This window comes from Roseovarius sp. Pro17, assembly GCF_035599575.1.
Classification (GTDB): domain Bacteria; phylum Pseudomonadota; class Alphaproteobacteria; order Rhodobacterales; family Rhodobacteraceae; genus Roseovarius.
Map to the genome: position 1 here is coordinate 240,902 of NZ_CP141179.1, position 18,923 is coordinate 259,824.

The window sequence follows — 18,923 nt, forward strand, 5'->3', positions numbered from 1 at the left end:
ACCTTGGCTCCGGCGCCGCCGGAGCGGCGTCAGTCGAGGTTACGCAAAAGCTCGGGCGAGGGTGCGCCAGTCGTAGGCAGGCCGCGGCTAGACTGATAGGCGCTGATCGCGCTGCGCGTTTTGGGGCCGATCACGCCATCGGTGCCGCCAGTATCGAAACCGCGCGCCGTCAGTCGGGTCTGCAGCGTGATGCGATCCTTTTTGGTCAGGCCGGTGGCGTCTGGCGGAAAATTCCCCTTCAGCGGCCCAGCGCCGCCGATGCGGTCAGACAGGTGACCGACACCAATCGCGTAGGCATCGGAATTGTTGTAGCGCTTGATCGCGCGGAAATTGCCGGTAACGGCAAAGCGCGGCCCACCCGGCTGAGGCTGGATCACGGTTCCACTCGCTGCCTCGCCTGACGCCAGCTCTCGACCCCAAGGGGTGCCACGGCTCCAGCCGCTTTTCGCCAGATAAGCGGCGGTCGAGGCCAGTGCGTCGCTGGGATCTTCGGACCAGATGTCGCGCCGCCCATCGCCGGTGAAATCCACGGCAAAAAGTTGATAGGACGTAGGGATGAATTGCGTATGACCCATCGCGCCTGCCCATGATCCGGTCATGCGGTCGGCAGTGATGTCGCCGTTCTGGATGATCTTGAGCGCCGCGACCAGTTGCTTTTCAAAGAAAGCGCCGCGCCGGCCATCATAGGCTAGCGTCGAGGTGGCCGAGATCACCGGCACGTTCCCGCGCCGCTCGCCATAAAAGCTCTCTAACCCCCAAATCGCCGCGATAATGCGCGCGTCAACGCCGTAGCGATTCTCAAGCGCGCTCAGCGTGGAGCGGTGGCGGGAGTAGGCCGCGCGGCCCTTTGTGATTCGCTCGTCCGAGGCGGCGATGGACAGGTAATCCTCCAGCGTGCGGGTGAATTCCGTCTGGTTGCGGTCGCGCGTCACCACGCCGGGCAGATAGCCCGCGCCACGAAATGCCGACGCCAAGGTGCCGTTCGTGATACCGTAACCGCCCGCGCGTCCGCGAAACGCGGCAACCCAAGCGTCGTAGCCCGCATTGGCGCTAGGTCGCAGATCATCCGCCAATGGGGCCTCTGCGGCGCTTGCGCTGCCGCCCTGCGTCGACATTCCTCGCATGTCGCCGCAGGCCGACAGGCCTAGCGCCGCCAAGCCCAAACCGAAATGCCGCCGTGTCAGAATTGGATCGTTGCTCATGCCTGCCTCGCTTATTTTGACTTTTGCGCCAGCATAAAGGATCGCGAGCGTATTAAAAGCAGCCGCATGCCCGAGGCGGGGATTATCGCCAGTGCCGGATTGCTACCGTCGCTGCGTGTTGCAGGAAGGATGCGCAAGGCGAATTTGCAACAATTCACTCACCTTAGGGTTGATTGCGCCGTGTAAATATCGCAAAAGATGCGAAACTTGGCTCTCGGCTGAATACGATGCCGTTCCGCCGCGTTGCCCCAAAAATGAACGTAGTGCGACTTGGCGATGGCGGGCCGGGACGGGCACGCCCCGTAGAACCCTTTTAACTAATAGCTGACTTGGGGAAAGGCGCCCAGAATGTTTAACGGTGCCCTTATTCACCTTCTGACGCTCCGGCGTGCGCATAAGCGTGTTCTGCAATTGATGGCCGATGCCGCGCTGCTGATGATCAGCTATGTCGGCGCAGCGGTTCTGGGCGGCGCAGGGTCGGCGGTAACGGCGGCGCCATTCTGGCAGGCGGCGCTGGTGTTTGTGCCGGTCAGCTTGCTGGTCTTTGTGCGGCTGGGATTTTATCGCGCGGTCGCGCACTACCTCTCGATGCAGCTATTGATGGCGATCCTTGTCGGCGTGGTGGCTTCGGCGTCGGTGATGCTGTCGGCGGTTAACCTGATGCGCGTGCCTTTGCCATGGTCCACCGCGCTGATCTATGCGCTGATTGCGATGATTGTGCTGGGCGGGCTGCGCATGGCGCTGCGCGAGCTGCTTCAGCGCCATGCATCCGAGGGACGCAAGCCGGTGCTGATTTATGGCGCGGGCCGGGCGGGGCGCCAATTACTCGATTCGCTGCGTGAGCAGGGGGAGTTTGTGGTCGTCGGCTTTGTCGATGATGCCGTTACGCTGCATGAATCCGAAGTCGGGGGCATCCCTATCCACGACCCTGCGCGCCTTGGGCGTCTGATCCAGATTTACGGCGTTCAGCTTGTTTTGCTGGCCGTTCCCAGTGCGTCGCGCGTCCAGCGGCGCGAAATCGTCGAGCGGCTGGAGACGCTGCCGGTGCGCGTGCAGACCATCCCCGGCATGTCCTCCATCCTGTCTGGCAAGTCGCGCATGAGCGATCTGCACGACATTGCCATCGAAGACGTGCTGGGCCGCGATCCTGTCCCGCCGATGATGCCTCTGATGATGGGCGATATCCGGGGCAAGTCGGTCATGGTCACTGGCGCGGGCGGATCGATCGGGGGCGAACTGTGTCGCCAGATCATCCAGCAGTCCCCCCGAACGCTGATCCTGTGGGAGCTGTCCGAACTGGCGCTCTATACACTCAACAACGAACTGAGCGAGACGATCGAGGCTGACGGTCTGAACGTGCAACTGGTGCCGCTCATGGGGTCTGTCCAGAACCCGCGCCGCCTGACTGCGGCGATGACGCGGTTCGGGGTGCAGACAATCTATCACGCCGCCGCATACAAGCATGTCCCGCTGGTCGAACAGAACGTCGTCGAAGGGCTGCGCAACAACGTTTTTGGCACCCGTGTCGTTGCCGAATGCGCCATTCAGGCGCGCGTTGAATCGGTGATCCTGATCTCGTCCGACAAGGCGGTGCGCCCGACCAACGTGATGGGTGCCTCCAAGCGTCTGGCCGAGCTGATCTGCCAGGCTGCCGCGCGGCGGCAGTCCGATACGGTCTTTTCCATGGTGCGGTTCGGCAATGTCCTGGGGTCGTCAGGGTCAGTCATCCCGCGCTTTCGCGCACAGGTTGAGCGGGGCGGGCCATTGACGGTGACGCATCCCGACATCACACGCTATTTCATGACCATTCCAGAGGCTGCGCAGCTGGTGATCCAGGCCGGGGCGATGGCGACGGGGGGCGACGTATTCGTGCTGGATATGGGCGAGCCGCTCAAGATCGTCGATCTGGCTGACCGTATCATCCGGTTGAGTGGGCTGACACCCTATCACCTCCCCGACCATCTCCCTGACGATGGCACCACGCGCGAGGGCGATATCGCCATCCGTTTTACCGGGCTGAGACCGGGGGAAAAGCTGTTCGAAGAACTTCTTATCGGCGAGACGGCAGGCCCGACCCAACACCCGCGCATCATGACCGCAAGCGAGACATGCCTCGCACCGGATCAGTTGGACATGTTGCTGGACGATCTGCTGGTCGCGTGCAAGATGCAGGACATCGCCGCGCTGCGCCGCCTCATCGCCGCCGCACCGCTGGGCTATACACCGTCGGGCCCCGCCGCCGATCTGCTGGGCGGGGATCAGGACGCCGCGCCGCGCGAAGCAGCGGAATAACGCCACTTTTATGGCTCGGTTAGGGGCACAGTGCCGTTGCTCATGCCGGATATCTGTGGCAAAATATTCGCTGAAACACTTGAATGGACGAATTTTGCCATGACCGACTATGCCGCGCGGCGCACAATGATGGTGGACACACAGGTTCGCCCTGCCGATGTGACCAGATTTTCGATCATCGACGCCATGCTGAGCGTGCCGCGCGAGGCCTTTGTTCCGCGCGCCCTGCGCGAAGCGGCCTATGTGGGCGAGAATATCGATCTGGGCGGCAATCGCGTGATCCTCGAGCCGCGCACATTGGCCAAGATGCTGGAGTCTCTCGATATTCGCAGCGATGAGCTGGCGCTCGATGTGGGCAGCGCTCTGGGTTACTCTGCCGCTGTGATCGCGCGCATGGCTGAGGCGGTCGTCGCGCTGGAAGAGGACGAGGCGATGGGCGCCGAGGCCGAGGACCTGTGGCAGGAACATGGTGCAGACAACGTGATCGCGCATCGCGCCGCGCTGACCGAAGGCGCGCCCCAGCACGGACCCTACGACGTGATCGCCATTCAAGGCGCAGTGCAGCATTTGCCGGAGGCGCTGACCGATCAGCTGAAGGAAGGTGGGCGCATTGCATGTCTCTTTATGGAAGGGGCACTGGGCGTGGTGCGCATCGGCTATAAGCTGAACGGTCAGATGACGTGGCGCTTTGCCTTTAACGCCGGCGCGCCGGTGCTGCCGGGGTTCGAAAAACACGCAGCTTTTACTCTGTAGCGGTGCCATGCCCTACGGGCTGAGTTATGCATCCATTCGACGACGCAGTCACGGCTTTGCCAAAAGGACGACATAATGACCACCTCACTCGACATGGCGCGGCGCAGCCGGGCAGGCAACATCGTTGCACATACGCGTGGCTGGCTGGTTGCCGCCGCGATCGCATTTGCTGCACCCGCTGCTTTGGCGGACACGCTGGCCGATGCGCTGGCCGGTGCCTATAACACCAGCGGGCTGCTGGAGCAGAATCGCGCCCTTCTGCGCGCCGCCGACGAGGATGTGGCCAGTACCATCGCCCGCCTGAGGCCGATCATCAGCTGGTCGACCGATATTACGCGCACTTATACTAACCGGACCGGATCTAGTGGCCTCGTGTCGTCCAGCAATGGCAGCAGCGGCTCGACCAATCTTAATGCGGGCATCACTGCCCAATGGCTGCTCTACGATTTTGGCCGCACCACGCTGAGCGTCGATGCCGCAAAAGAGCTGGTTCTGGCCACCCGTCAATCACTGGTCTCGATCGAACAGCAGGTGCTCTTGCGTGCGGTTCGGGCCTACATGAACGTGCAGCGTAACACCCGTTTTGTCAGTCTGCGCCGCAACAACGTGCGTGTGATCGGCGAATCTCTGCGCGCCGCGCAGGACCGTTTCGAGGTCGGCGAGGTGACGCGCACCGACGTCGCGCAGGCCGAAGCGCGCCAATCGCTGTCGCGCAGCAATCTGGCGACCGCTGAGGGCGATCTGGAGCGCTCGATCGAAGAATACGTCGCGGTCGTCGGCAAGCGGCCGGGCCCCCTCGCGCAGCCTCCCAGCCTGCCACGTCTGGCCCTGAACGAAGAGACGGCCAAGCAGGTCGCCCTGCGCAGCCATCCTGATATGCTGGCCGCCCAGCATGACGTTTCTGCCGCCAAGCTGAACGTGCTTGTAGCAGAGGCAGCGATGAAGCCGCGGGTATCGCTGAACGCCGGCATCGGCGTGACGGACCGGCTAAATGGCAGCACCACAAGCGAGAACGGCAGCTTTGGCGTTGAGATCGGCGGCCCGATCTATCAGGGCGGCGCGTTGTCCTCGGCCAAGCGCAGTGCCTTTGCGCAGCGCGATGCCCAGCTTGGCGTGCTCCACCAGACCCGCGACCGCATCCGCCAGAACGTGGGCAATGCCTATGCCATCCTTGAAGCCGCCCGCGCGTCGGCCATCGCCACGGGCGAGCAGGTGCGCGCAGGCCGCGTCGCTTTTGACGGTGTCAACGAGGAGGCCAAGTTGGGCGCGCGCACGACACTCGATGTGCTGAACGCCGAGCAGGAATATCTGGACGCGCAGGCGAACCAGATTTCGGCGCAGGCGGACGTGTTTATCGCGGCATATTCGGTGTTGGAATCCATCGGCGAGTTGACGGTGCGCGATCTGAACCTGGCTGTTCAGACCTATGACCCGGCGGCCTACTATAACCTCGTCAAGGACGCGCCTGCTGCCCTTAGCGAGCGGGGTAAATCGCTGGACCGGGTGCTGCGCAAGATCGGAAATTAGTAAAACTGCGCCTATCTGTTGTGCGAAAGGCGTCGCACCGGTAAACTGTGCGGCGAGGCAAGAACCGAGAGCGATAAAAACAATGTCCGATCCCGTGACCAATGTGGAAATCGAGGATGTCCTGTCGTCGATCCGACGGCTGGTATCTAGTGACGAGCGTCCGGCGAAGGCTCGCGATAAGGTAATTCCGGAATTTCGCGAACCTGACAGATTGGTGCTGACCCCCTCCCTACGCGTCGATGACGCGCCGCGCGCGGACTTCGAATCGAATCGGCAAGACGCGCCCGATGAGGCAGCGATCGACGATACGGACGATTGGACCGAAAACTTTGATATAGTTAATGTCGTAGATGCCGCCATGCAGGAAAATCCGCCCGCAGTCCAAGCTGAGGACGACGAGTTCGAGGCCGAAATGACCGCAGTGGACGATCCCGCCACCAAGGTCGAGGACGCCGTGGATGACACGGCGCCGCCCTCCCGCGCTGATGAGCTCAAGGCGCGGGTGGCCGAACTGGAAGAGGTCGTCGCGCGTCAGAGTGATCAATGGGAGCCGGACGGCGCCAGCGCCGAAGCCAATTCGGGCGGCCATGTGTCGCCGCTGCCGTGGGAGGATTGCGTTACCGACGAAGACAACGAAGAGGATGCATCTGCCACGCCGCAGAACGCCGAACCGCAGGCGGACTTCGACGATACGTCCAATTCTCGACCGCAGGATGCTGTTAGCCCTGAGCCTGCCGAAGACTATATCCCCGCGAACGTCGCTGCTGAAGATTGCCCGCAGGACGGGTCATCCAATGTTACCACGAGTGCATCTGACAGTGAATCCCAGTCGGGTGGGCCGCGAAGCCACGCAGATTTCCTTGATGCGAATGACGATTTTTTGGACGAAGACGCGCTGCGCGATCTGGTCGCCGATATCGTCCGTCAGGAATTGCAGGGCGCTTTGGGTGAACGGATCACGCGTAACGTGCGCAAGCTGGTACGCCGCGAAATTCATCGCGCCTTGGACAGCCAGGAATTGCAATAATCGCTCACAGCGACGGTTCGCGCGCCAGTGACAGTAGCAGGTCAATGTTCATGTGCTGCTCTAGATGGTCTGCCAGCGCATCCAGAGCACCGTCCACCCCGCTTTCGAATTGTAGATCCGATGCTCCGCCCAACTCGGTCAGATAGGCCGCGCGAAACGCGTCCGATGCAAGCAAGCCGTGAACATATGAGCCTCTGATCAGGCCATCAGCACTGGCCGCGCCTTCGGGATGACCAGCCATTTGCAGCCACGGACGCGCGCAATCTGGGCCTGTGGTGCGGCCCATGTGGATTTCGTATCCGGTAACCTCAGCGCCGCTGGCCGGATGCAGGCCACTGGTCAGCGACAGGCGCTTTTGGGGCTGCATCACGGTCGTGATGTCCAGATGGCCCAGCCCCCGAACGGTGCGGGGTGATCCTTCGATGCCGCCCGGATCCGACAATTCGCGGCCCAGCATCTGATAGCCGCCACAGAGGCCCAACACCGGACCGCCACGTCGGACATGCGCGGCCAGGTCGATATCCCACCCGTTGGCACGAAATTCAGCCAGATCGGCGATGGTGGATTTGCTGCCGGGGATTAGCATTAGATTCGCGTCGCCGGGCAGGGGCCGGCCCGGTTCGATCATTTGCACGGTTACGCCCGGCTCGGCGCTGAGCGGGTCGAGATCGTCGAAATTGGCGATCCGGCCAAGGCGCGGCACAGCCACCTTGAACGCGCCGCCCGGACGTTGAACGATATCCAGCGCATCCTCGGCGGGCAGGCGCCATGCATCCTTAAACCACGGTATCACTCCGAGGGATGGCCAGCCGGTGCGCTGCTCGATCGCCGTGAGGCCGTCGTCAAAAAGGCGCGGGTCGCCGCGAAACTTGTTGATGGCAAAGGCTTTGATCCGCGCGGCATCCTGCGGTGCCAGCACGGTCTGCGTGCCGACGATCTGCGCGATCACGCCACCCCGGTCGATATCGCCGACCAGCACGACCGGCACGCCCGCCGCCTCGGCAAAGCCCATGTTGGCAATGTCACCTCGGCGCAGGTTAATCTCGGCCGGGCTGCCCGCGCCCTCGACCAGCACCAGATCGGCGGTAGCGCTAAGCCGGTTGAAACTGTCCAGCACTGCGCGCATCAACTCAGCCTTGCGTTCGGGATAAGCGCGGGCCTGCCAACTGCCCATGACGCGTCCTTGAACGATGATCTGCGCGCCTGTCTCACTTTCAGGTTTTAATAATACCGGGTTCATGTCCGTATGCGGCGCGCGTCCGGCGGCGCGGGCCTGTAGCGCCTGCGCGCGCCCGATCTCGCCCCCGTCGGCTGTTACGGCGGCGTTGTTTGACATGTTCTGGGGCTTGAACGGGGCCACGTTCAGCCCGCGTCGAATGCAGGCGCGCGCAAGGCCCGCGACCAGCATCGATTTGCCCACGTTCGAGCCTGCGCCCTGTATCATGATCGTGCGCGCCATGTGCTGCCCCACTGCCTACCCACTCGCTATATAAAGCGTTTCGTGATGCCATGGGGTAGAAATGAAAAAGCCCCGCCGATGGCGAGGCTTCGACATGTTCAGTCTGTGACGTGGTTCAGGCGGCTTCGGCCTGTGCGGCGGCAGCGTGACGGCGCTCGCTCTCTTCGCGCGAAAGGGCGACGGAGGTCCGCACGCCTTTGGACACAAAATCCATCAGGCCCGACACGACACGCTCGTTCGGGTCGATCCCGGCACAGGACAGCACTTCGCGACCGTCGCGCGAACGCGCCCAACGGGCAATTTGATCAGGTCCGTTGCCATATTTCTTGTCGTCAGAAATGGCGTCGTCCAGAGCAGCCAGTACAACGGCTGCGAAAAGTTTGCGTGCCCGGTTGCCCTGTTCGTTGTTGAAGGCGGCAGCATCAACGAAATCTTTCATGATTCGTCCTCAATTTTATTGTTCTTGTGTTTTCGGCTTATCGCTGGTTATGGAGCATTCTATCTGATTCGGATAGAGCAGATATGCATACCTTCTATGCGTTTCTTGCATGGCTTTCGACCTTGCAACACGACATTTCGTTGGCTTGCCCCCCTGCGTATCACCATATATAGGGTGTGCCCAATTCCCTTCAACCTTTTGTCAGGATTCAGCCACAATGCCCAAGATCAACGGAAACGAGATCCGCCCCGGTAACGTGCTGGAGCATAACGGTGGTTTATGGTCGGCCGTAAAGGTCGATCACGTCAAGCCGGGCAAGGGCGGGGCCTTTGCTCAGGTCGAGATGCGCAACCTGCGAAACGGCTCCAAGCTGAACGAGCGGTTCCGCTCAGCCGACAAGGTAGAGCGGGTGCGGTTGGATCAAAAGGATCAGCAATTCCTCTACGAAGTCGATGGTATGCTGGTATTTATGGACAGCGAGACTTACGAGCAAATCGAACTGCCCGCCGAGATTCTGGGCGAACGGCGCCCGTTCCTTCAGGACGGCATGACGATCCATATCGAGTATCATGAATCTGAGGCTCTGAACGCGACGCTGCCGCAAAAGGTTACCTGCATCGTGGTCGAAACCGAACCGGTGGTGAAAGGTCAGACAGCAGCCAACAGTTTCAAGCCTGCGGTGCTGGACAACGGCGTTAAAGTGATGGTGCCGCCCTTCGTCGGTCAGGACGAGGCGATTGTCGTCAACACCGAGACAATGGAATATTCCGAGCGCGCCTGATTGGCCCCTCTGGATGATTTGAGTATTTTTTGAACAATGAAAGCGCCGCGTAACCCCCAACGGGTTGCGCGGCGTTTTCGGATGTTATCGCCAGAGCGCGGCGCGCGAGGCAAAAAGGCCCTGTAGCTTTGACACTGCGCGATTTGCCGGGCCGGGATGCGGCACGGCGCCCGTAGCCAGACGTTCCAAAACGACCTCGACGGGGCAGGGTAAGCTGGTGACCGGGTCGAAATAGCGTGGATAGTCGATCAGCGTGGCGTGGACGAGACCGGCGAGCGTAGGTCTTGCGCGGCGCCGCGCGGGGATTGCACCCAGATCGGTGGTCAGGCCCCAGCCTGCGTAAAAGGGCGCGCCGGTCGTGGTGACGGGCAGTCCCCGCATGAGGGCCTCAAAACCCAGTAGCGATGTCATGGTCCAGACCCCCTGCACATCGCGCATCAGCGCCACGGGATCGGCGCGGTTCAGAACCAGATCGGCAAACATTATTGCGGTCTCGGGCGCGATAGCGCCGCTGCGCAGGCCTGCCTCGACGTCTGGGTGGGGCTTATAGAGGATCACGGCATCGGGATTGGCCTCGCGCACAGTTTCGAGCAGGGCCAGATTGGTGCTTATGCGGCCCGCTCCGGTGCGGATTGAGGCGTCGTCCTCGACTTGGCCCGGCACGAGGATACGGGTGCCCCCGGGCAGGTCCGGGGCCGCGCCGCCGAGGTTGTACTTGGTCATGCCCATCGTCGTGATGCTGGCCATCAGGGCCTCGGCCCGCCGGGTCTGATCGGGACGCATATGGGCACGCCGGGCGATCCATTCCTCCAGATCGCTGGGGCGGGTAGGATCGTAGTAGATGCCGCGTGTATCCAGCACCAGACTGAGCGGCGGAACCAGTTCGGCCCCCAATCCGCGCGAGCGCAGGAACCCGTCCTCGGCTTGCACGGCCGTCGGGGGTGCCAGATCTGCCTTGCCGGCCCAGACCATGTGCCGCCGACGCGGATCGTCACCGCGAAAGATCACCGGAGCATGGCGGCCAAAGAAACGTTGCACCTGCCCGCGTTTCCACAGGCGCATTCCGTGCGCGGCCCAGCCGAGCCGATCCTCGCGCCATTCGCGCGCTTCGGCCTCTAGCGTGTCTATCGCCTGCTCTAGCTCGCAGAGCTCATCGCGAAAGGGATCGTACCATTTCGGATAGAGAACCGTCGCCGCCGCAAAGAGCTGCGCGCGACTGAGCGAACGGCCCCGGCGGGGCAGGCCCATTGGGTGGCGGTCATCGCTTAGGCCCCATCCGGCATAGAACGGGCGGCCAAAAACGCGCGGGCGGTGCCCGGCAAAGATCGCCTCGAAGCCCAGCTGGCTGGAGACGGTATAGACGGCAATCGCGCCCTCAAGCAGGGACCATGGGCTGACCGGATCGTCCAGCAGGGTCACGCGCTCTGCCGTGTCCTTTGCGGTGAAATAACCGGTCCGATGACCCTGCGCTGTTTCGGGGTGAGCCTTGATCACGATGCGCGCGCCGGGATTTTCCTCCTGCGCATAGTAGAGCATTTCGCGGAAAGTATTGGCATCCGCGCCGCCCATTCGCACGGCGGCGTCGCCATGGGTCTGGTCGATGACCAGAACGTAACCCGGATCGGGGCAGGTCAGATCTGGATTATTTGCGTTGTATTTGCTGAGGTGGGCCTCTTGCAGCCGGGCGATGGCAGCGCGGGCGCGATCCATCAGCACAGTGTCGTCAAGAGGGTGCGTGGCCAGCAGCACCTCAAGGTCCGATGGCTTTGAGGCGTCGAAATGCGCGCCGCGCCCGTCGATCAGCAGGCCGAGGGGCGGGTTGCCCGCGCGGCCCGGCATGAGCGAGCGCAGCCAAGGATCCTCTAGCCGGATGAGGCCCGCGCCGGTGCGCGCCGCCATCGCCTCGCCCCGATGTGCGTAGGGGCTGTGGCCCCAGACAGCGACCAGATCATCGGCGCCGGGCCAGCCCAGCCGCATGTCGTACCCCGCCAGCGTCATGATGCGTCTCAGACGGGGCTGGCACAGAAAACCACTGTTGAAATAGAAAACCCGCCGGCGCCCTTCGGCACCGGCGGGATCGTTTTCGACGTTCGCGCGCATTAACTGCCGCCAAGCGCCGACGATGCGGTATCAACGTTGCTGATTACGCCGAGCGAACCGGTAAGCGCGCCAATGACCTTGCTCCATTGGGCAAACGGTGCTTCGGTCACATAGAGTGTGTCCTGATCGCGGACCGAGAAATCGCGCGCCATGAACATGCCGTTGGGCTTGGTCAGGTCCAGTACGTAGACGAGGCGCTGATCGCCTATCAGATCGTTCCGGCCCAGCACTTGGTTGGCGATCTCGGCGGGTTCGTTACGCATGACGAAAACGCCGGTAGGATCCGCCGATGATGCCTGAAGGCCACCAACCGTCGCGATCGCCTCGATCGCCGACAGGTTCTGCGTCTCAAACGTCACGCGCGATTGGGCGCCGGTTGCGCCCAGCGCGGTAAAGGCGCGTGTGTCCTGCTCGACAAGAATACGGTCACCACCGCGCAGGGCGATGTCGAATTCCGGGTATTTGTAGAGATCCTGAAACCAGACCTTGCTGCGCTCGCCCCCGCGCAGGACGGTGATTTGTGCGACTTCGGCGGGGATCACGATTCCGCCTGCCGCCGACAACATGGCCGATAGCGTGCGCGTCGGGCGCTCGATAGGATAGACGCCCTGCGCGCCGACCGATCCGACCAGCGACACTGTGGCGCCATCCCCAGCGAGGCGGCGGACCTGCACTTGCGGGTCGGGGGTCTGCTCGTCCAGCTTGGAGGTGATGATGCGGCGGATCGCCTCGGGCGTGTTGCCCGCCGCGCGGATGCGGCCTGCATAGGGCACAAAGATAAATCCGCTGCCGTCGACCTGCACCTCTTCAAGGATGGTCTGGTTCGACGTCTCACCGGCCAACAGGCCATCGTCGACATTTTCCCAAATGGTCAGGCCCAACGTGTCGCCGGGGCGGATCGTGTCCGAACCAAGCTGACCCGCATTGCGAAACGCGGCGCTGAAACCGAGGGCCGGTTGCACCGAAGTTGCGCGCGTCACCCGGTCGTTGACCTCCACGACAAAGGCGTCGCCCGAACGATCGATCGAGCCAGCGTATATCTGACGTTTACTGGGGCCAACTTGAGGCATTATGCCACAAGATGTGATCATCAATGCGATGGCCACAAGTGCGATGGACCGCGCCCATCGGCTTGTCTGGATGTTCACTGCTCGGTCTCCTCGACCTGATTTTCTGCCTCGGTCTGGATTGTATCGCCGTCTGCGCGGCGTATATCAGTCGACAGGGTAGCTGAATTCGAAATGGAAATAAAGCGCTACAGTTTGTGCCGCTTACGTCACGAGGCGCAACTGTTGCCTCGGAGCCGCTGTGCCGCTGTGCAGTGCATCATAGGGGTCGTCGGCGCTTAGCATCATGTCGACGGCCTGACGCAAGAGTTGCCGTCGCCCGCGTCCCGAGTAAAAGCCGCCCGCGATCTGGCTGGTCTCAAGCAGGTAGCGGCGGTAATCGATATAGGCTTTGCGATCGGGACGTTCGGCCCCGGCGAAGAAATCAGCCAGCGGCTTGGTCGATACGAACTCGGGCTTGGCATAGACTGCCTCGCCGAAGGTTTTCAGCGGGATGCCGCGCCACAGCACCTGTTGCGCAGCTGTGGAATTGACGGTGACAGCGCTACTCGCCTCATTCAAGAGCTGTGCCAGCTTGCCCCCGCGGACGTAGTGCACCCGGTCCGCGACGCCGTGCGTCCGTGCAAGCTGACGGAGGTAGTGGCGGACCGGCACGCGGCCATCCTCCAGCGGATGCGCCTTGACCACCAGATGATGATGCGTCGGCGCGCCATTTGCAAAGCCGGTGACGACGGTTTCGAGGAAATCGGCCATCGTCGCAAAGGGCGAGTGCATCTGAAAACTGCTGTCATGCTCTAACTGGAGCAGCGCCAGATGGTAAGGAAATCCGCCATGCCGGATGCGCCACGTCGCCAGCCGTCGGTCCACTGCCTGTGCCGGCATCAGCAAAAGACGCTTGAGATACAGCCCGAACTCTTGGCGCACGGTGATCGCACGATGCGGTTTGAAATTGCGATAACGTTGGTTCAGCGCCAGCACAAAGAAATGATAGAGCGCCCCGTAAAAGATGTGGTGGCGCATGTCGCCCCAACTGGCCGGCGGCGGGGCACTGTCCGTATGTGATTGCTCAAGATTGGCGCGCATCTGCTCGACGCTCAGCTCCATCAGGCGCGAATGGCCGTTGCTGCCGCCCCGCTCATACGTGACCCAGTAGGGCCGCATGTACCCTTCTTCGAAGACGTGAATGCGCAGACCGCGTGCACGCGCCTGCCTCACCGCCTCGGCGTGGATCGGACGGGTGTCGCCGTATAGCACGATGTCGGTCACACCCTTGTCGGTCAGCATCGCGTCCAGTGTGTCGGCCCAATCCTCGGGCGCGCCGTGATAGGCGATATAGCTGGACCGGTCGCGCCAGAACGCGCTGTCGCCCGCATTGAACCCAACGCGCCAAATGTCTGCACCGGCCCGGCCTAGCATATGCCCCAGCCGTGCAAAGAAAGGCCCGTGAGGCCCCTGCAGAAACAAGAAGACGTGGCGAGCGCCGGTTGTGGTGTTCATGATCCCATCATACTCGCATAAAGTTACCAAGGGCTGACAATGTTTACAGCCTACGTCACCGAATAGGCGAAATTGATAGAAATGCCACGCACCGTCTTGCCTCACGCTGTATGCGTGGCTACCTCGGAGCAAGGCTTGGAAGGGACAACATCGCATGTTTACCGGCATCATAACCGATCAGGGCAGTATCCGCGCGCTGGAGCAGCGCGGCGATTTGCGCGCGCGCATTGCCTGCGGATACGACACCAGCACCATCGCGTTGGGCGCGTCGATTGCCTGCGACGGGGCCTGCCTGACGGTGATCGACACTGGTGATGACTGGTTCGACGTCGAAATCTCGGCCGAAACGGTGTCCAAGACCAACCTTTCGGACTGGGCCATCGGTCGCACCGTCAACCTTGAGCGTGCGCTGAAGGTCGGTGATGAGCTGGGCGGGCACATCGTCTCGGGGCATGTCGACGGGATCGCGCGGATCAGCGACATGCGCGACGAAGGCGACAGCACCCGCGTCACCTTGACGGCGCCAGAGGCGCTGGCCCGCTTCATCGCGCCCAAGGGATCGGTCGCGCTGAATGGCACGTCCCTGACCGTGAACGAAGTGGACGGCTGCGATTTTGGTATCAACTTTATTCCACATACCAAGGATGTGACGACTTGGGGGCGCGCTGCAGTCGGCGACGCGGTCAACCTCGAGATCGACACCCTTGCCCGTTACGTCGCGCGCCTGCGCGATTTTGGCTGAGAGCGCGCCCTGCACCTTTTTTGTTAAAAGAGTCCCCGTCGGAGACGCCGCAAATTAGCGTCTGGCGCGCTGGGCAGATCGTCTGGCGCAGGATTTCAATCGTTGTCGCTCAGACCCGCGCCCGCGCCCGCAATTCGGCTTTCGTCGGTATCGGGCGCATAGGTCCGCGCGGCCAGTGCGGCGAGGCGCGCGGTTGGGCCCTCGGCCAGATCGTAGCGCAGCTGGCAACTTGGAAGGGGTAGATCATCTGCCGTTCCCTGCTTGATATCCACCTCTGCGACAGCGGTCAAAGGCGTGTCGACACGACCTCTGGTTTCACTGGAGAAAGCAAAGGCCCCCCCCTCCCAAATCATGCGCTCGGGCTGGCCGCCATCCTCGGCGGCGGCGCGCACGAAGGGCAGTAACAGCAGGGGATAGGCGCAAGCCTCGATGTGGATATCACGGCTGGGCGCATCGTTTTGGGCCAGATCGCACAGCGCGGCGCCAGCCGATATCGGGCAGATCGTGCCGCCTTCGGCCTGCCATATGTTTGCGTCCACATTGGTGGGTCGCATCAGGGCATGGGGCGTGCTGTCATGCGCTTCCAAAAATTCAGCCAGCGCTTCGGGGCCGGGTAGGCCGATAGAGGCCAGCCAGCGCGCGGCCTTGCCTGCCTCTTCGGCCATACCCCAGCTAAAGCCCGCGCCGCGCGCGGCCTTGCGCGCCAGCCCCTCAATCTCGCTTAGCGCTTGGCTCATGAGGCCTCCAGTGGCGGAAAGGTCCAGTCGTCGGCGTCGCCATTCGCCAGCTCATCGGGATATGGCGCATTCTGAAACATGGTGATCCGCACCCAGCGGTCCGAGCGTGGGTCGAAATGGCACGCGCCAAAAAAGCTGAGCTTGGCGCGTAGCATGTCGATGGGCATGAGGCCCTCGCCGATGGTATTGCCGCGGATTTCGGCATAGGGCAGGCGCGCGGCAATCTGCGCGCGGCGCACGATATGGCGATGCTCGGGATAGGCCAGAACAAAGGCAGCGACGGTCGCGCCGTCAAAGCTGTCCAGCGCCTCCATAAGTCGCGCGGCATCGCGGCCGGGGCTGAGCGGTTGTTCGTAGGGCTCGACCGGCTCTAGACGTCGCTCGCCCAGACGCGGTTCCAGCTTGGCCTCGGAGACATACCAGACACGGGCCTGCGCGCCCGGTGCGGTCCAGTCGATATCCAGCGCCCAGCCATAGACGTTGCGCATGATGTCTGCGAGGCGGGCGCAGGTCATGCCGCCCGCGATCCGCCAGTGGTGATCCTCGTCGCAGGCCATCGTATCGGCCAGCTCGTCCACCAGTTCGGGATATGGTTCCAGCAGCAGCGACACCAATTGTTCCTGTCCTTCCAGCGACAGTGCCTCTTCGGCCCAGAGCCACAGGTGGTTCCAAGGGCGCGGGCCGGTCAGGCCTGCGCTGTCCAGATGGGCGGCCAGCCGGTCCAGATCAGCGCGCAGGTCCACCAGCTTGGCGATTTGCGCAGGATGATCGCTGTGCCATGCAGCCGCGTGCAGGATGGCACGTTTGACCATCTGTTGGAATTTTTCGATATGCTGCGCATCGGCCTGCGGCAGCGAGCGGACGCGCGACAGCGCCGTCTCGCGTGCGGCAATCCAGCTGTGCAGCAGCGCGGGGTGGTTAAGCAGATAGGGCGCCATGCCAAGACCGGTGGAATTGCCGATGCCAAAGCGGCGGCGCAGGGCTGGCTCCATGGTCACGGCGGTGTCGGGCGCGCGCTGGCGGGCCATATCCTCGACGAGGTCCATGACGAAGGCGCGGGTGAGGTAAACCGATAGCATCTCGATCTGGTAGGGTGCCTGAAACTCGGGCCGATCGGACGTAGCGGCGCGGTCAGCCGCGCCGAACTTGCCCGAGCCATAGACGGCGGTGGTGCGCATCAGATACCCGACGCTCTCAATTATGGCTGGATCGGGCTGCTCGCCTTTCGCCAGCGCCGCAACGACGTGATTCCAGAGGCGGACCGACCGGTTCGCGCGGCTCAGCGACAGCTCGCTCTGGCTTATGCGCCCGGCCTCTTGCAGTGGCACGTTGGCGCGCAGCCGGTCGATGTCGGCCTCTGTCGGGATGCCGTCGAACAGGGTAAACGTCGCGTCCCATTCGGTCGCGATCACTCGGTCGGATCGTTTTTCAGGGTCCAGATCGTTGGCAAAAGCAATCAGGCTGTAGCTGTTCTGAGGCCCGTGCGCGGTATAGATTGCGGTGCCGACGCCGCGTGCGTCGATGTCGAACCTGGCGCGCTCAATGCGCCAATCCTCGGCCTTTATCCGGCGCAGCAGGATGCGCATGAAGGACAATCGGCTTTGATGAAAGGATCCCATGCGTTCCAGCCGCATAACCTGGTCGGGCTGGCGCATGGCTGCGATGGCGGCGGGCTGGTCGATTTGCATGGATCATCCTCCTTTCAAATAAATAGGGCGGCCCGCTCGGGCCGCCCAGTTATTTTGTCATCAGTCGGTGCCGCGCCCCTTTGCGATGGTGATCCGCAGGGCGTCCCAAAGGGATGGTAGCAGGATCAGCGATACCGGCACCGCCGTGACGACGATAAAGCTTTGTAGCTTGCCGATACCGCCCGAGCCGGTCCAGATCAGGATCAGCGCCATGACACCCATCGTTACGCCCCAGAACACGCGCACACCCGTCGCGCTGCGATCCTCGTCTGACATAGCAACCGAGATGACGTAGGTCATCGAGTCACCCGTCGTGGCCACGAATATCGTCGTCAGGATCAGGAACAGCACCGACACGATAAAGCCCATCGGCATTTGCTGTGTAATCGCCAGCAGCGCGGCGGGCAGGTTGAAGCCCTCGAACGCGGTCGAGACTGAGCCGGGATTGGCCAGCTCGAACGCGATGCCCGATCCACCGACGATAGTGAACCAGAACGTCGTCACAATGGGCGCAACCAGTGAGAGCATGATGATAATCGACCGGATCGACCGCCCCCGGCTGACGCGCGCGATGAACATCGCCATCAGCGGCCCATAGCCCATGAACCACCCCCAAAAGAACACGGTCCACCAGCCCAGCCAGCCCGGATCGCCGAACACTGCCGCATCGCCGCGATAGAGCGACATGCCGAAGAAATCGGTGATATAGGTCGTAAAGCCCGAAAAGAAGCTGGAGAAAATGAAGGCGGTCGGTCCCGCGATCAGCATGAAGACCAGCAGCACTGCCGCGAGGATGACGTTGATCCGGCTGAGGATCTGGATGCCTCTGGACAGGCCGGTGATGGCCGAGATCGTATAGATCGCGACGAGGACCGCGATCACTACGGCTTGTGTGGCGAAGGTGTCGGGAATGCCAAAGAGCGCGTTCAGGCCATAGCTGACTTGCAGGCCCAGAAATCCGACGGGGCCGACAGTGCCCGCGACCACCGCGATGATGCAGGACGCGTCCGCGATCAAGCCAATGGGGCCGTTGATCGCCGCATCGCCGAACACCGGATAGAGCAGGGTGCGCGGCGCCATCGGCAGGCCTTTTTCATAGTGGTAGTGCATCAGCATGATGGTGCTGAGCGCGCCCAGAATGGCCCAGGCGAGGAAACCCCAATGCATGAAGCTTTGTGCCATGGCCGGGCCGACCGCGTCCAGCGTGCCGGACTCAGCACCGAAATAGGGCGGCGAGGACAGGAAGTGCGCCATCGGCTCGCCCGCGGCCCAGAAAACGCCGCCACCGGCCAGAAGGGTACACATGATCATCGCGCCCCACTGGAACACCGGGAATTCAGGAACGCTGACCCCGCCCATGATTGCGCGGCTGCCGGGCAAGAAGATCAGCACGATACCAATGAGGAACGTGGCCAGCAGCAAAATCTGCCAGTAGAGGCCGAAATACTTGGCCGAAAAGGCAAAGCTGGCGTCGACGATGGTCGACAGCAGCTCAAGGTTGACCAGCGCGATCACGCAGAACAAGGCGATAAAGCCGCCGGTGATCGCGAATAGCGGTCTGTTGATATGCGCCCGATTGCCGGGCAACGAATTTACATCACTCATAAGACAC

At 62.4% G+C, this 18,923-nt stretch carries 15 protein-coding genes; 6 read left to right on the forward strand and 9 right to left on the reverse strand.

Features of this window, described 5'->3' with window-relative positions; translation table 11 throughout:
* Positions 1–29: 29 nt before the first annotated feature.
* Entirely contained in the window at positions 30–1,202 is a 1,173-nt protein-coding gene (locus tag U3654_RS01170; RefSeq protein WP_324753541.1) for a lytic murein transglycosylase, read from the reverse strand.
* Between the two features lie 348 nt (positions 1,203–1,550).
* On the opposite strand from U3654_RS01170, the gene U3654_RS01175 reads away from it, so the two are divergent.
* The 4 genes from U3654_RS01175 to U3654_RS01190 all read left to right on the forward strand — a co-directional run bounded on the left by U3654_RS01175 (position 1,551) and on the right by U3654_RS01190 (position 6,801).
* The gene (locus tag U3654_RS01175; RefSeq protein WP_324753542.1) at positions 1,551–3,494 is read left to right on the forward strand and encodes a nucleoside-diphosphate sugar epimerase/dehydratase; all 1,944 of its coding nucleotides are present in this window, start codon (positions 1,551–1,553) and stop codon (positions 3,492–3,494) included.
* Positions 3,495–3,593: 99 nt separating this feature from the next.
* Positions 3,594–4,247, forward strand: coding sequence for a protein-L-isoaspartate O-methyltransferase (locus U3654_RS01180; RefSeq protein ID WP_324753543.1), 654 nt, complete (start codon positions 3,594–3,596; stop codon positions 4,245–4,247).
* A gap of 75 nt (positions 4,248–4,322) precedes the next feature.
* Entirely contained in the window at positions 4,323–5,774 is a 1,452-nt protein-coding gene (locus U3654_RS01185) for a TolC family outer membrane protein (RefSeq protein WP_324753544.1), read from the forward strand.
* An 82-nt stretch (positions 5,775–5,856) separates the two neighbouring features.
* Positions 5,857–6,801 (forward strand): hypothetical protein, encoded by a 945-nt coding sequence (locus U3654_RS01190; RefSeq protein ID WP_324753545.1) that lies wholly within the window; start codon positions 5,857–5,859, stop codon positions 6,799–6,801.
* Positions 6,802–6,805: 4 nt separating this feature from the next.
* Here U3654_RS01190 and U3654_RS01195 read toward each other — a convergent pair whose 3' ends face one another.
* Positions 6,806–8,260 (reverse strand): cobyric acid synthase, encoded by a 1,455-nt coding sequence (locus U3654_RS01195; protein WP_324753546.1) that lies wholly within the window; start codon positions 8,258–8,260, stop codon positions 6,806–6,808.
* A gap of 115 nt (positions 8,261–8,375) precedes the next feature.
* The gene (locus U3654_RS01200; RefSeq protein ID WP_324753547.1) at positions 8,376–8,699 is read right to left on the reverse strand and encodes a DUF6280 family protein; all 324 of its coding nucleotides are present in this window, start codon (positions 8,697–8,699) and stop codon (positions 8,376–8,378) included.
* A gap of 217 nt (positions 8,700–8,916) precedes the next feature.
* Between U3654_RS01200 and efp the strand changes: the two genes are divergently transcribed.
* A complete protein-coding gene (efp, locus tag U3654_RS01205; protein ID WP_324753548.1) occupies positions 8,917–9,480 on the forward strand; it encodes an elongation factor P in 564 nt (187 codons plus the stop codon).
* 84 nt (positions 9,481–9,564) lie between these two features.
* On the opposite strand, the gene U3654_RS01210 is transcribed toward efp, so the two are convergent.
* The 3 genes from U3654_RS01210 to U3654_RS01220 all read right to left on the reverse strand — a co-directional run bounded on the left by U3654_RS01210 (position 9,565) and on the right by U3654_RS01220 (position 14,144).
* Positions 9,565–11,580: a capsular polysaccharide biosynthesis protein gene (locus U3654_RS01210; protein ID WP_324753549.1), complete on the reverse strand. Its 2,016-nt coding sequence runs from the start codon at positions 11,578–11,580 to the stop codon at positions 9,565–9,567.
* Positions 11,580–12,671, reverse strand: a complete 1,092-nt coding sequence (locus U3654_RS01215) for a polysaccharide biosynthesis/export family protein (protein WP_416384612.1) — start codon at positions 12,669–12,671, stop codon at positions 11,580–11,582. Before U3654_RS01215 ends, U3654_RS01210 begins: the two co-directional genes overlap by 1 nt.
* A 180-nt stretch (positions 12,672–12,851) precedes the next feature.
* Positions 12,852–14,144: a capsular biosynthesis protein gene (locus tag U3654_RS01220; RefSeq protein WP_324753551.1), complete on the reverse strand. Its 1,293-nt coding sequence runs from the start codon at positions 14,142–14,144 to the stop codon at positions 12,852–12,854.
* Positions 14,145–14,298: 154 nt separating this feature from the next.
* On the opposite strand from U3654_RS01220, the gene U3654_RS01225 reads away from it, so the two are divergent.
* Positions 14,299–14,886 (forward strand): riboflavin synthase, encoded by a 588-nt coding sequence (locus tag U3654_RS01225; RefSeq protein WP_324753552.1) that lies wholly within the window; start codon positions 14,299–14,301, stop codon positions 14,884–14,886.
* Between the two features lie 95 nt (positions 14,887–14,981).
* Here U3654_RS01225 and U3654_RS01230 read toward each other — a convergent pair whose 3' ends face one another.
* From U3654_RS01230 to U3654_RS01240, 3 genes are read right to left on the reverse strand one after another with little or no spacing between them, the layout of a single operon-like run.
* Positions 14,982–15,623: a DUF3726 domain-containing protein gene (locus U3654_RS01230; protein WP_324753553.1), complete on the reverse strand. Its 642-nt coding sequence runs from the start codon at positions 15,621–15,623 to the stop codon at positions 14,982–14,984.
* Positions 15,620–17,311: a hypothetical protein gene (locus U3654_RS01235; RefSeq protein ID WP_324753554.1), complete on the reverse strand. Its 1,692-nt coding sequence runs from the start codon at positions 17,309–17,311 to the stop codon at positions 15,620–15,622. Before U3654_RS01235 ends, U3654_RS01230 begins: the two co-directional genes overlap by 4 nt.
* A 60-nt stretch (positions 17,312–17,371) precedes the next feature.
* Complete coding sequence (locus U3654_RS01240) at positions 17,372–18,916, reverse strand: BCCT family transporter (protein ID WP_324753555.1); 1,545 nt, start codon at positions 18,914–18,916, stop codon at positions 17,372–17,374.
* Positions 18,917–18,923 lie beyond the last annotated feature (7 nt).

Coding starts and splice junctions, on each gene's coding strand:
- U3654_RS01170 (WP_324753541.1), bottom strand. CDS start 1,202: ATGAGCAACGATCCAATTCTGACACGGCGGCATTTCGGTTTGGGCTTG.
- U3654_RS01175 (WP_324753542.1), top strand. CDS start 1,551: ATGTTTAACGGTGCCCTTATTCACCTTCTGACGCTCCGGCGTGCGCAT.
- U3654_RS01180 (WP_324753543.1), top strand. CDS start 3,594: ATGACCGACTATGCCGCGCGGCGCACAATGATGGTGGACACACAGGTT.
- U3654_RS01185 (WP_324753544.1), top strand. CDS start 4,323: ATGACCACCTCACTCGACATGGCGCGGCGCAGCCGGGCAGGCAACATC.
- U3654_RS01190 (WP_324753545.1), top strand. CDS start 5,857: ATGTCCGATCCCGTGACCAATGTGGAAATCGAGGATGTCCTGTCGTCG.
- U3654_RS01195 (WP_324753546.1), bottom strand. CDS start 8,260: ATGGCGCGCACGATCATGATACAGGGCGCAGGCTCGAACGTGGGCAAA.
- U3654_RS01200 (WP_324753547.1), bottom strand. CDS start 8,699: ATGAAAGATTTCGTTGATGCTGCCGCCTTCAACAACGAACAGGGCAAC.
- efp (WP_324753548.1), top strand. CDS start 8,917: ATGCCCAAGATCAACGGAAACGAGATCCGCCCCGGTAACGTGCTGGAG.
- U3654_RS01210 (WP_324753549.1), bottom strand. CDS start 11,580: ATGCGCGCGAACGTCGAAAACGATCCCGCCGGTGCCGAAGGGCGCCGG.
- U3654_RS01215 (WP_416384612.1), bottom strand. CDS start 12,671: ATGATCACATCTTGTGGCATAATGCCTCAAGTTGGCCCCAGTAAACGT.
- U3654_RS01220 (WP_324753551.1), bottom strand. CDS start 14,144: ATGAACACCACAACCGGCGCTCGCCACGTCTTCTTGTTTCTGCAGGGG.
- U3654_RS01225 (WP_324753552.1), top strand. CDS start 14,299: ATGTTTACCGGCATCATAACCGATCAGGGCAGTATCCGCGCGCTGGAG.
- U3654_RS01230 (WP_324753553.1), bottom strand. CDS start 15,623: ATGAGCCAAGCGCTAAGCGAGATTGAGGGGCTGGCGCGCAAGGCCGCG.
- U3654_RS01235 (WP_324753554.1), bottom strand. CDS start 17,311: ATGCAAATCGACCAGCCCGCCGCCATCGCAGCCATGCGCCAGCCCGAC.
- U3654_RS01240 (WP_324753555.1), bottom strand. CDS start 18,916: ATGAGTGATGTAAATTCGTTGCCCGGCAATCGGGCGCATATCAACAGA.